13 protein-coding genes and 1 pseudogene are annotated in these 11,481 nt (G+C 76.6%); 9 read left to right on the top strand and 5 right to left on the bottom strand.

The features are described 5' to 3' along the window. Positions 1-57 precede the first annotated feature (57 nt). Both D0Z06_RS09605 and D0Z06_RS09610 read left to right on the top strand, forming a co-directional pair. On the top strand, positions 58-804 hold the full coding sequence (locus tag D0Z06_RS09605) for an SOS response-associated peptidase (RefSeq protein WP_117377129.1): 747 nt from the start codon (positions 58-60) through the stop codon (positions 802-804). Between the two features lies 1 nt (position 805). Continuing rightward, positions 806-2,392 (top strand): fused MFS/spermidine synthase, encoded by a 1,587-nt coding sequence (locus D0Z06_RS09610; RefSeq protein WP_199522229.1) that lies wholly within the window; start codon positions 806-808, stop codon positions 2,390-2,392. 58 nt (positions 2,393-2,450) lie between these two features. Here D0Z06_RS09610 and ybaK read toward each other — a convergent pair whose 3' ends face one another. Then, positions 2,451-2,924 carry a Cys-tRNA(Pro) deacylase gene (gene ybaK / locus D0Z06_RS09615; RefSeq protein WP_117377130.1) on the bottom strand — a complete coding sequence of 158 codons (474 nt, stop codon included), beginning with the start codon at positions 2,922-2,924 and terminating at the stop codon, positions 2,451-2,453. Between the two features lie 211 nt (positions 2,925-3,135). On the opposite strand from ybaK, the gene D0Z06_RS09620 reads away from it, so the two are divergent. Continuing rightward, complete coding sequence (locus D0Z06_RS09620) at positions 3,136-3,819, top strand: sigma-70 family RNA polymerase sigma factor (protein ID WP_304999756.1); 684 nt, start codon at positions 3,136-3,138, stop codon at positions 3,817-3,819. Then, complete coding sequence (gene rsrA, locus D0Z06_RS09625; protein ID WP_117377132.1) at positions 3,816-4,160, top strand: mycothiol system anti-sigma-R factor; 345 nt, start codon at positions 3,816-3,818, stop codon at positions 4,158-4,160. The genes D0Z06_RS09620 and rsrA overlap by 4 nt, the downstream gene beginning before the upstream one ends. A gap of 241 nt (positions 4,161-4,401) precedes the next feature. Here rsrA and D0Z06_RS27100 read toward each other — a convergent pair whose 3' ends face one another. Beyond that, a complete protein-coding gene (locus tag D0Z06_RS27100) occupies positions 4,402-4,476 on the bottom strand; it encodes a 50S ribosomal protein bL37 (RefSeq protein WP_014377707.1) in 75 nt (24 codons plus the stop codon). 278 nt (positions 4,477-4,754) lie between these two features. On the opposite strand from D0Z06_RS27100, the gene D0Z06_RS09635 reads away from it, so the two are divergent. Both D0Z06_RS09635 and D0Z06_RS09640 read left to right on the top strand, forming a co-directional pair. Then, on the top strand, positions 4,755-5,804 hold the full coding sequence (locus D0Z06_RS09635; RefSeq protein ID WP_117377133.1) for a biotin carboxylase N-terminal domain-containing protein: 1,050 nt from the start codon (positions 4,755-4,757) through the stop codon (positions 5,802-5,804). Positions 5,805-5,895: 91 nt separating this feature from the next. Further along, a complete protein-coding gene (locus tag D0Z06_RS09640) occupies positions 5,896-6,120 on the top strand; it encodes a biotin/lipoyl-binding carrier protein (protein WP_117377134.1) in 225 nt (74 codons plus the stop codon). 46 nt (positions 6,121-6,166) lie between these two features. On the opposite strand, the gene D0Z06_RS09645 is transcribed toward D0Z06_RS09640, so the two are convergent. Then, entirely contained in the window at positions 6,167-6,664 is a 498-nt protein-coding gene (locus tag D0Z06_RS09645) for a GNAT family N-acetyltransferase (protein WP_117377135.1), read from the bottom strand. A gap of 43 nt (positions 6,665-6,707) precedes the next feature. Here D0Z06_RS09645 and D0Z06_RS09650 point away from each other — a divergent pair, with 43 nt between their 5' ends. Continuing rightward, the gene (locus tag D0Z06_RS09650; RefSeq protein ID WP_117377136.1) at positions 6,708-8,192 is read left to right on the top strand and encodes a sensor histidine kinase; all 1,485 of its coding nucleotides are present in this window, start codon (positions 6,708-6,710) and stop codon (positions 8,190-8,192) included. A gap of 261 nt (positions 8,193-8,453) precedes the next feature. Here D0Z06_RS09650 and D0Z06_RS09655 read toward each other — a convergent pair whose 3' ends face one another. Next, positions 8,454-8,744, bottom strand: coding sequence for a WhiB family transcriptional regulator (locus D0Z06_RS09655; RefSeq protein WP_458339532.1), 291 nt, complete (start codon positions 8,742-8,744; stop codon positions 8,454-8,456). Positions 8,745-9,018: 274 nt separating this feature from the next. Next, positions 9,019-10,041 (bottom strand): diacylglycerol/lipid kinase family protein, encoded by a 1,023-nt coding sequence (locus tag D0Z06_RS09660; protein WP_117377138.1) that lies wholly within the window; start codon positions 10,039-10,041, stop codon positions 9,019-9,021. A gap of 113 nt (positions 10,042-10,154) precedes the next feature. Here D0Z06_RS09660 and D0Z06_RS09665 point away from each other — a divergent pair, with 113 nt between their 5' ends. Both D0Z06_RS09665 and D0Z06_RS09670 read left to right on the top strand, forming a co-directional pair. Further along, the gene (locus D0Z06_RS09665) at positions 10,155-10,637 is read left to right on the top strand and encodes a hypothetical protein (protein WP_233517567.1); all 483 of its coding nucleotides are present in this window, start codon (positions 10,155-10,157) and stop codon (positions 10,635-10,637) included. A gap of 141 nt (positions 10,638-10,778) precedes the next feature. Further along, positions 10,779-11,481 (top strand): annotated as a pseudogene (locus D0Z06_RS09670) (IS1380 family transposase); the annotation flags it as partial.

Raw genomic sequence — 11,481 nt, forward strand, 5'->3', positions numbered from 1 at the left:
TACGCTCGGAGGACGCCGGCACGCACCCCGGCGCCCCGACCCGGAGGGAGCAGCCCCGTGTGTGGCCGCTACGCCGCCAGCCGCCGTCCCGAGGACCTCGCCCTCGAGTTCGAGGCCGTCCCCGCCGAGGGCCAGCCCGCGCTCCCGGCCGACTACAACGTCGCGCCCACCAAGGACGTCCACGTCGTCCGGTGGAAGAAGGAGCGCGACGCCGAGGGCCGGCCCACCGGTGCCGGGCACCGCGAGGTGCGGGCCGTGCGCTGGGGCCTGGTCCCCTCGTGGGCCAAGGACGCCACGGTGGGCAACCGCATGCTCAACGCGCGCGTCGAGTCGTTGTCCGAGAAGCCCGCGTTCCGGTCGGCCGCCCGCGCCCGCCGCTGCCTGGTCCCGGCCGACGGCTGGTACGAGTGGGCCAAGCGGCTGGACTCGCCGGCCAAGCAGCCGTACTACATCACCCCGACCGACGGCTCGGTGCTGGCGTTCGCCGGCCTCTGGGAGGTGTGGGGCACGGGGGAGGACCGCCTCTACACCTGCACCGTGATCACCGAGCCGGCCGTCGGGGCGCTCACCGAGATCCACGACCGGATGCCGATGGTGCTGCCCCGCGAGCGCTGGGCGGAGTGGCTGGACCCGGCGCGTGAGGACGTCGCGGAGCTGACCGCCCCGACGCCGCCCGAGCTGGTCGAGGCCCTGGAGCTGCGCCCGGTGAGCACCCGGGTGAACGACGTCCGCTGCAACGGGCGCGAGCTGACCGAGCGGGCCGAGACGGTCAGCCCGCCGGCCGACCAGCCCGCCCTCTTCTGAGGTGGCGGGGACCGGGGGGAGCGCCGACCGGGGGCCGGTCGCGGCCGCGCCCACCGCACCGCCCGCCGGCCCGCCGGCCGGCGGGCCGACCGCCCTGCCCGGCTGGGTCGCGGTCGGGGTCACCTTCCTGACCTCCGGCGCCGTCCTGGTGCTCGAGATCGCCGGCCTCCGGCTGATCGCGCCCTACGTCGGCATCACCCTGCAGACCAACACCGCCGTCATCGGGTTCGCCCTGGCCGCGATCGCGGTCGGCGCCTGGGCGGGCGGGGCCGCCGCCGACCGCAGCGACCCGCGGCGGCTCATCACCCCGCTCATGGTCGCCGGCGGCGCGCTGGTGGTCGCCGTCCTGCCGCTGGTCCGCTTCGCCGGGTCCTGGCTCTCCGGCGCCGACGCCGGCAGCGTCCTGCTCCTGGCCGCGGTGGCCGTCGTGGTCCCCGCCGCGCTGCTCTCGGCCGTCCCGCCGATGATCGTCAAGCTCCAGCTGGGCAGCCTGGCCGAGACCGGGACCGTCGTCGGCCGGCTCTCGGGCATCGGCACGCTCGGCGGGATCGCGGCCACCTTCCTCACCGGCTTCGTGCTGGTCGCTGTGTTCCCGACCAGCGGGATCTTGGTCGGCACGGGGCTGGTCACCGTGCTGGCCGGGGGCGCGGTCGGCGTGCTGCTGCGCCGCCGCTCCGCCGGCGGGGCCGGGCAGGTGCCGGTCGCGCTGTTCGGGCTGGCGCTGGTCGGCTCCCTGCTCGCGGCGGTGGCGCCGACCCCGTGCGAGGAGGAGACCGCCTACCACTGCGCGCGGGTGGTCGCCGACCCGGAGCGGGAGAGCGGCCGGGTGCTCCTGCTCGACACGCTGCGGCACTCCTACGTCGACCTCGACGACCCGACGCACCTCGAGTTCGAGTACGTCCGCGCGATCGCCGCCGTCAGCGACGCGGTGGCCCCGGAGGGGGAGCCGCTGTCGGCGCTGCACCTCGGGGGCGGGGGGCTGACGGTGCCGCGCTACCTCGCCGAGGTCCGCCCCGGCACCTCCGGCCTGGTCCTGGAGGTGGACCCGGGCGTCGTGGCGATGGACCGCGAGCAACTGGGGCTCGTCGAGTCCGACCGGCTGCGGGTGCGGGTCGCCGACGCCCGGGTCGGCCTGGCCGACGAGGCGCCCGGCGCGCGCGACCTCGTCGTCGGCGACGCCTTCGGCGGGCTGTCGGTGCCCTGGCAGCTGACCACCGTGGAGGCGTTCGGGCTCGTCGACCGCGCGCTCGTCGACGACGGCGTCTACGTCGCCAACCTCATCGACAACCCGCCGCTGGGCTTCGTCCGGGCGGAGCTGGCCACGCTGCAGGAGGTCTTCGGCTCGGTGCTGCTGCTGGCGCCCGGCCCGGTGCTCGCCGGGCGGGACGGCGGCAACGTGGTCGCGGTCGCCGCGCAGACGCCGCTGCCGACCGCGGCGATCGGGGCCGCGCTGGCCGCGCACGACCTCGACTGGCAGGTGGCCGGGGGTGCGGAGCTGGCCGCCTTCACCGGGGACGCCGACGTCCTCACCGACGACCACGCGCCGGTCGACCAGCTGCTGACGCCCTACGCCGCCCCCGGCTCCTGATCGGCCGCCCCGGGTCATCGGCCGCCCCGGGTCCTGGCCGGTCCCCGCGGCGGGGGCGTCAGCGGCTGATGGCGGCCGTGCGGGCCCGCGTGAGGCGGACCAGGTCGGCCGGCGCGAGCTCCACCTGCAGCCCCCGCTTCCCGGCGCTGACCATGACCGTGGGGAGGTCCAGGGCCGATTCGTCGACGACGGTCGGCAGGGCCCTGCGCTGCCCCAGCGGGCTGATCCCGCCGAGCACGTAGCCGGTGGCCCGCTCCGCGTCGGCCGGGTCGGCCATGGCCGCCCGCCGCCCGCCGGCGGCCGCGGCCAGCGCCTTGAGGTCCAGGGTGCCGCTCACCGGCACGACGGCCACGGTGAGCGCGCCGTCGACCCGGGTCACCAGGGTCTTGAACACCTGCCGCGGGTCGGCGTCCAGGGCCGCCACCGCGGCCTCGCCGTGCCCCTGGCCGGCCGGGTGGTCGGGGTCGTAGGAATGCAGGGTGTGCACCACGCGGGCCTTCTCCAGGGCCCGCACCGCGGGGGTCGCCGCCACGGCGCGGCAGCCTAGCCGCGCCGACCGGAGAGCACCGCGACGGGGAATGGACGCCGGTCGCGGGGCGGTTGCACCCCTCGTGAGCAGCACCGTGTCCAGCAGCACCCGTCCGCGGGTCCCGAGCCGACGGCCCCCGGGCCGCCCCGACGCCGCGCGACTAGGATCGACCGACGTGGTGACCCGCGTCCGGGCGCCGCAGAGAGGACGGTCGGTGCCCGAGGAGTCCGTGCAGCGCAACCCCCAGCCGGCCCCGGTGGAGGTGCCCGAGGCCCGGGCCGGCGGCAGCCGCACCGAGGTCGCCGAGACCCGAGCCGAGCGCGACGCGCGCTTCGAGCGCGACGCCCTGCCGTTCCTCGACCAGCTCTACCCGGCGGCCCTCCGGATGACCCGGAACCCGGCCGACGCCGAGGACCTGGTCCAGGAGACGTTCGTGAAGGCCTACTCGGCCTTCCACCAGTTCGCCGAGGGCACCAACCTCAAGGCCTGGCTGTACCGGATCCTGACCAACACCTACATCAACAGCTACCGCAAGAAGCAGCGGCAGCCGCAGCAGTACCCCACCGACCAGGTGCAGGACTGGCAGCTGTACGCCGCCGAGGAGCACAGCTCCAGCGGGCTGCGGTCGGCGGAGATCGAGGCGCTGGACCACCTGCCCGACTCCGACATCAAGGAGGCCCTCCAGCAGCTGCCGGAGGACTTCCGCCTCGCGGTCTACCTCGCCGACGTCGAGGGCTTCGCGTACAAGGAGATCGCCGAGATCATGGGCACGCCCATCGGCACGGTGATGTCCCGCCTGCACCGCGGCCGCCGCGGGCTGCAGAAGCTGCTGGCCGACTACGCACGCGAGCGCGGCTTCGTCCGCGCCGGCGCCGGGGAGGAGGCGAGCCAGTCATGAGCGCCGAGGAGCGCCCCCCGGCCGGCGAGCCCATCGAGATCCACTCGTGCGACGACGTGCTCTCGCACGTGTTCGAGTTCCTCGACCACGAGACCGACGACGCCCGCCGCGAGGTCATCGCCGAGCACCTCGACGAGTGCTCGCCCTGCCTGCGGCAGTTCGGCATCGAGCAGGAGTTCAAGGCGCTGGTCCGCCGCCGCTGCGGTGGCGACGCCCCGCCGCCCGGTCTCCGGGACCGCATCAAGCTGCAGCTCACCAGCGTCTCCTTCGAGGAGGACGGGACGCAGGTCAGCGTCGAGCGGCTGACCGTCGAGCGGACCGAGCAGCGCCCCACCGCCTGAGCCCGTGGTCGCGGGAGGCCCGGGGCCGAGGGCCCCGGGCCTCCCGCGCACGGCCCCGTCCTCCGGTCCCGCCCCGAGCGAGGGGTGGGGAGGACGGGGTCCGGCCTCGGCTCCTGGCCCCCCTGCAGGGTCCCGCCGCGAGCGTGCGAGTGGCGGGGGGCAGGGGGGTCCCGCCTCGGCTCCTGGCCCCCCTGCAGGGTCCCGCCGCGAGCGTGCGAGTGGCGGGGGGCAGGGGGTCCTTCTAGGCGTTGGGCCGCTTGCCGTGGTTGGCCTTGTTCCCCTTGCGGGAGCGCCGCTTGCGTCCACGCTTGGACATCGCTGCCCTCCTCTCCTGCTCGTCGGGCCGGGCCCGGTGGGCCCCCTGGTGCACGCGTGACCGCCCGGGCCCGCAGGGGCGCGGGACGGAGGCGTGGCTGACCCCTCCAGCGTCTCACGGGCGGTTCGGCAGCCGGGACCGCCTGTGGTGGGCCGGCGGGGCAGGGTCCAGGGTGGGGGTGGGCGCGGTCGGGTCCGCCGGGGCGGGCGGGGACGGCAGCAGGTCGGCAGGGCAGGAGTGGAGGGCCCGGAACGCAGGGCCGGGAGAGGAGCGCAGCGGTGGCTCGGGTCGGGATCGAGAGCGTCCTCGTGGCAGGGCGGGGCCCTGCGGCCTGCGCGGTCGTGTCGGCCTGCTCGCGGCTGGGCGTCAAGGCGGTCGCCGTCCACTCCGAGGCCGACCGCGGGGCGCGGCACGTCCGGCTCGCCGATGAGTCCGTGCTGCTGGGCCCGGCACCGGCCGCCGACTCCTACCTCGCCGTCGACCGCATCGTGGAGGCCGCCCGGCGCACCCGGGTGCAGGCGGTGCTGCCGGTGCCCCCGGCCCTGGCCGGCAACGCGCGCCTGGCCGGGGCCGTCGTCGCCGCCGGGCTGACCTGGGTCGGGCCGCCGGCCGCGGTGCTGGAGCGCCTCGGCGGCGACGGCATCGAGCCGGCCAGCGAGCGGGGACTGCTGGCGTGGGTCACCGACGACGGGCTGCGCTGCCTGACCCCGGTCAGCCGCGACCGGGCCGCCGGGATCGCCCGGGTGGCGTGGACGCCGGACACGTCCCCGGAGCCGCCCGCGGCGGCGCGCCGGCTGGCTGACGTCGGCTGGCGCGGCCTGGTGACCGTCGGGGTGTCCGAGGGCGGGGACCTCGCCGAGGTCGCGGCCGGCTTCTCGCTGGACATGGCCGTCCTCGAGCGCGCGCACCGGGTCGACGCCGTCGAGCTCGCCCTCCGCAGCGCGGCGTCCGCCCCCCTGGGCCCCGAGGCCGCGGTGACCGGTGGCCCCCCGCGGCGGGCGGTCGCGGTGCAGCTGCGCTCCACGCTGCCGCCGGGCACCGCGGGGCGGGTGACCGGCCCGCTCCCGGTGTCCGGGCGGCGGCGCGCCGCCGCTCCCGGCGCCGAGGTGGTCGCCGTGAGCGGCTACGATCCCGGCGACCGGCTGGACGGCTGGTACGACGCGCTGCTCGCGACGGTGAGCGCCGGGGCCCCCGACACCGCCACGGCCGCGCGGGCCGCCGCCGAGGTGCTCACCGGGCTGCCGGAGACCGGGGTGCCGCACGACGGCGCGGAGGTCTGCGCGGTGCTCGACCGGCTCGCCACCGGGCGGCTGCGGCCGCGTCCCTGACCGCCGTGTGCCGCCGGACCGGGGCGGGCGTGCCAGGATGGCCGCCGGGCCCGCGGGCCCGGTCCGGGGGGCAGGCGGTCGGGAGGTGCCGGTGGCGGTCGAGGAGATCCACGCCGAGATGGTGTCGAGCGTGTGGAAGGTGCTGGTCACCCCCGGCGAGCAGGTGGCCGCGGGGGACACCCTGGTGATCCTCGAGTCCATGAAGATGGAGATCCCGGTGCTCACGGAGCGGGCGGGAACGGTGCAGGAGCTGCACGTGGTCGAGGGCGAGGTGCTCCAGGAGGGCGACCTCATCGCCACCGTCGTCGAGGGCTAGGGAGGACGTCCGGCCCCCGCCACTCGAGCGCCCGGGCACGGAGCCGTCACAGGTCGCGGGCGTAGACCAGCAGCTCCACCCCTGGCAGCGGCGACCAGTCCCGCTCCGGGAGCCGGGTGAAGCCCAGCCGGTGGTAGAGCCGGTGGGCGCCGGCCATGCGGACGTCGGTGGAGAGCACCATGCGCCGCTTCCCGGCCGCGCGGGCCCGGTCCAGGCAGGCGGCGACCAACCGTTCCCCCACGCCGCGACCCCGGGCGGCGGGGTCGACCACGAGCATGCGGAAGGCGGCCTCGTCGTCCGACTCGGTCACCTCGCCGAAGTCGCCCTCCAGCACCAGCGCCACGCTGCCCACCAGCCGGTCGCCGTCCCGGGCGACGAGCAGGTGCGCGCGGTCGGCCCGCCCGGCCACGTCGGCCAGCTGCCCGGTGTACTGCGGCCCGGCGAGGCCGTCGTCGACGTAGACCCGCACGGTCAGCTCGGCGATGGCGGGGTGGTCCTCCGGGCGGGCCGGTTCCACGGACAGCGGGGTCGGCGGGCTCTCCACGTCGCGCCAGCCTAGCGGGGCGCTGCACCTACGCTCGGCGGCGATGAACAGCCTCTCGGACCGTCTCACCCGCGGGTCGGCGTCCGCACCCGCCCAGGTCGACCACGCCCGCCGGCTCGTCGCCGACTGGCAGCTGCTGGCCGACCTCTCCTTCGCCGACCTGACGCTGTGGGTGCCGCTGGCCGACGGGCCGTGGTGGTGCGTGGCGCAGGTGCGGCCGCTGACCGCCCCGACCAGCCACCCCGACGACCTGGTGGGTGCCGAGGTCACCGGGGCCGCCGCCCAGCCGTTCGAGGTGGCCCGCAGCGAGGGCCGCCCGGTGACCGAGGGGGAGCCGGACTGGTCGGGGACGACGCCCCGGCGGCGGGAGGTCATCCCGGTCCGGCACGACGGCGTGGTGGTCGCCGTCCTGGCCAAGGACACCAACCTGGCCGTCACGCGCGCGCCGTCCACCCTGGAGCTGACCTACCTGGACATCGCCGCCGACCTCTGCCTCATGGTCTCGGCCGGGACGTTCCCGCCGCGGGGCATCCTCGACGCGGAGATGAGCCCCCGGGTCGGGGACGGGCTGGTCCGGCTCGACGCCTCCGGCCGGGCCGTCTACGCCAGCCCCAACGCCCTGTCGGCGTACCGGCGGATGGGGGTGACCGGCGACGTCGTCGGCGCGGACCTGGCCGCCCTGACCCGCGGTGCGGCCGCCGACGGGGTGGCCGGCGAGGCGGTGGTGGCGGGCATCCGGGCGGCGCTGGCCGGGCGCTTCCCCGACCCGATGGACGTCGAGGGCACGGCGGCGACCCTGCTCGTGCGCGCGCTGCCGCTGCAGGCGCCCGGGGCGGAGGAGGGGGCGCTGGTGCTGGTCCGCGACGTGACCGACGTCCGCCGCCGCGACCGGGCGCTGCTCACCAAGGACGCCACCATCCGGGAGATCCACCACCGGGTGAAGAACAACCTCCAGACGGTGGCCGCGCTGCTGCGGCTGCAGGCCCGGCGCATGACCGAACCGGCCGCCCGCGAGGCGCTGGAGGAGTCGGTGCGCCGGGTGGCCTCGATCGCCGTGGTGCACGAGACGCTGGCCGGCAGCCGGGAGGACGTGGTGGAGGTCGACGACGTCCTCGACCAGGTGCTGCCGATGGTGGGCGACCTCGCCTCGGTCGGGCCCGCCGCGCGCACCCTCCGCACGGGGCGCTTCGGCGAGCTCCCCGCCGCGGCGGCCACACCCCTCGTGCTGGTGGTGACCGAGCTGCTGCACAACGCGGCCGAGCACGCCTTCCCGGAAGGGCTGCCGGGCACCATCGAGCTGGTCGCCGAGCGCGCCGGCGAGGATCTCGTGGTGCGGGTGCGGGACGACGGCTCGGGGCTCCCCGAGGGCTTCGACCCGGCGGCCAGCGAGGGGCTGGGGCTGCAGATCGTGCGCACCCTGGTGACCACCGAGCTCGGTGGTGAGCTCTCGATGGGCGCCCCGGCCGGCGGGGGTCCGGGGACGGAGGCCGTGCTCACCCTTCCCGGCGCCGGCCGCCCGCGCCGCTGACCCGCCGGACCGCAGCGGCCCGGGCCGGGGACGGCACGTGGCCGCGGGGTCCGGAAGGAGCGGGGCCCGCAGGGTCCCCGACGAGCGGAGCGGCCGCACGGCTCGGCCGGGGCCGGGGACGGCACGGGGCCGCGGTCGGAGCCCGGAGGGCGACAGTGGAAGCAGTGGAGACAGCGACGAGGCCGGCCCGGGGACATCCGGGCCGGCCTCGTCGCTGTCGTGCTCTCCCCGGTCCGGACCGGGGAGGGTGGTTCCGGCAGGTCAGGCGGTGCGCACCCGGGTGCGGGCCTGGCGGCGCTTGAGGGCGCGGCGCTCGTCCTCGGACAGCCCGCCCCAGACGCCGGAGTCCTGCCCCGAGCGGAGGGCCCAGTCCAGGCAGGACTGGGTGACGGGGCAGCGCCCGCACACGGCCTTCGCCTGCTCGATCTGCACGAGCGCCGGGCCGGTCGTCCCGATGGGGAAGAACAGCTCCGGGTCCTCGTCCCGGCAGAGCGCGCGGTGGCGCCAGTCCATGGCTGTGTTCTCCTCGATGTCGTCTACGGTGTGGTGCACCAGTCGCCGGCCTGTAGACCGTTCCGCAGGCCGACACCGGGGTGCCCAGCGCCATGGCACAGCGACTTCGTGCATGTGTTACCGACAGGTTGCTTTCTCCCGCGATGTTTTCACGGCGGAGGGGCCTGTCAAGCAGAACGAGGGGATCGGTGGACCCCTCGTGAGCAAGCTCACCACGGGCATGGTAGGCCCGCCACTCGGCCCGATCCGGACGCCGTGGGTCCTGTTGACAGCAGGTCCCTGACGTGCGAATACGCCGTGGTCGCCGAGGCGGTCAGCCGACGACGCGGAGGGCCGCGGGGACGCCGGTGAGGCGCAGCCCCGTCGCCGTCCCGAGGTGGTCGCCGTCGACCTGCCAGCCCTGCGGGCGGACGGCGGTGAGGGTCACCTCGGCCACGTCGTGGAACCGGTGCACCCCGCGGCCGCGGGCGTCCGGTCGGACGGCGAGCACCTGCCGGACGTGGTGCAGCATCCGCAGCACCCCGACCCGGCCCATGGCGAACACGTCCAGGCCGGTGTCGAAGGAGGCCTGCGGGGTCGGGTTGACCGCCCGCGCCCCCAGGTAGGTCCACGGGGCCACGTTCGAGACCAGGCAGAGGAAGAGCCCGTCCACGGGGGCGGCACCGGCCACCTCGAGGGTCATCGCCGGCCGGCGGCGCTCGGCGCCGAGGACGAACGCCCGGGTCGCCTCCCGGACGTACAGCGCCCCGGTCGAGCGGCGTCCCCGGGCCCGGCGCGCCTCGACCCGGGCGATGACGTCGGCGTCGAAGCCCAGCCCGGCGCTGAAGACGAACCAGCGGGGCTCGCCCCACTCCGGCCGGGCGGCGGCCGCCGTGTCGGCCGCGGCCTGCGCGACCTCGGGTGCGGGACCGGTGGCGGGCACGGCCGACGCGCCGCGGGCGCTGGCGGTCCCGAGCGAGACCAGCCGGGTCCGGCCGGCCCGCAGCGAGGCGAGCACCTCCTCGGTGGCGGTCACCGGGTCCCGCGCGCGGCCCAGGGCCCGGGCGAAGACGTTGGTGGAGCCGCCGGGGACGACGGCCAGCAGCGGGAGGCCGGGTGCCGGGCCGGCGTGCAGCAGGCCGTTGACCGCCTCGTTGACCGTCCCGTCGCCACCCAGGACGACGAGGACGTCGACGCCGTCGACGACCGCCTGGCGGGCCAGGGCGGCGCCGTGGCCGCGGGCGCGGGTCTCGGCGAGGTCCACCTTGAGGTCGCCGCGCAGCAGGGCCAGCACGCGGTCGCGGACCGCACGGGTCGTCGTGGTCGCAGCGGGGTTGGCCACCACGAGCGCACGCATGCCGGTCAGGCTAGGCCAGCGCCGTGGCCGACCCCGCCACGCGCCCGTCCCGGTGCGCCACTCGGCCGGTCGGACCGCCGGGCGGAGTGCCGCCGCCGCGTACCCTCGCGGCCGTGACGCAGGACGGCGGGACCGACGCCCCCCGGGGCCGCAGGCTGGTCGACCGGCTGCTCGGTGCCTCGGCCGACCCCGGACCCGAGCGCCCGGCGCGGGAGCGGACGCCGGCGCCGCCCGCCGTCCGCCGCGCCGCGCTGGTGGTCGCCGTCGAGGCCGCGGTGCTCGCCGGCCTGGCGCTGTGGCTGCTCTGGCTGACCGTCACCTCCGACCCCGACAGCACCGGTCGTGCCCTCGCCGAGGTCGTCTACGTCGGGTTCTTCGCGGTGCTGCTCGGTGCCGCCGCCGTCGGGCTGTGGCGGGTGTCGGGCTGGGCGCGCGGCCCGGTGGTGGTGCTGCAGGTCCTCATCGGGCTGTTCGGCTACACCTCGGCGTTCCAGAACGGCCAGCCGCTCATCGGCCTCCCGCTGCTCGTGCTGGCCGCGGTCGAGCTGTACCTGCTGCTGACCCCGGAGGCCCGGCTGGCCTTCTACGACCGCTGACGCAGGACGAGGCCTGGCTCAGCCTCGATCCACCGTCGAATAGGCGGTGACTGCGCGTCGGAAAGCACGAATGCCCCTCTGACGAGGAACGATCGGGCTTGTCTAAGGCTTGACCGGTCCGCGCAGAAGGGCATCCGCTGGATGCGACTGTCTCACGGTTCGTCGGCGTTGTCGGCGACGTTCGATGATCCGAACCTCGTGTCGGCCGCCGGGCTGGCCCCGGTGCTCGCTCTCGCGCAGTCCTGCCGGTTCGCCGATCTGGTCGCCGAGAAGCTCACGCTCAAGGCCACCGGCGGGGTGAACGCCCCGGTGAAGGTGCCGGCGCTGGTCGCCGGGATGATCGCCGGCGCGGACTCGATCGCCGACATGGACCTGCTCCGGCACGGCGGCATGGGCCGGCTGTTCGCCGGCATCCGGGCACCGTCGACGTTGGGCACGTTCCTGCGCAGCTTCACCTTCGGCCACGTCCGCCAGCTCGAGTCGGTGGCCGCGGCGGTGTTGACCGCGCTGGCCGCGGCCACGCCGTTGCTGCCCGGCGCCGACCGGATGACCTTCCTGGACCTGGACGACACGATGCGCCAGACCCACGGCTACGCCAAGCAGGGCGCCGGCTACGGCTACAACAAGATCAAAGGGTTGAACGCGCTGTTGGCCACCATCTCCACCCCGACCGCGGCGCCGGTGATCGGCGCCGCCCGGCTGCGGCGGGGGGCGGTCAAGTCCGCCCGCGGCGCGCAGCACCTGGTGGCCGAGGCGCTGGGCACCGCCCGGGCGGTCGGCGCCGGCGGCCCGGACCGCAGCGGGCTGGTGCTGCTGCGCGGGGACTCGGCGTTCTACGGCCACG

The organism is Geodermatophilus marinus (assembly GCF_003428645.1).
GTDB lineage: Bacteria > Actinomycetota > Actinomycetes > Mycobacteriales > Geodermatophilaceae > Geodermatophilus.

Excerpts from the sequence above, each read along its gene's own strand:
- rsrA (WP_117377132.1), top strand. The coding sequence starts at position 3,816 with ATGAGCGCCGAGGAGCGCCCCCCGGCCGGCGAGCCCATCGAGATCCAC.
- D0Z06_RS09650 (WP_117377136.1), top strand. The coding sequence starts at position 6,708 with ATGAACAGCCTCTCGGACCGTCTCACCCGCGGGTCGGCGTCCGCACCC.
- D0Z06_RS09660 (WP_117377138.1), bottom strand. The coding sequence starts at position 10,041 with ATGCGTGCGCTCGTGGTGGCCAACCCCGCTGCGACCACGACGACCCGT.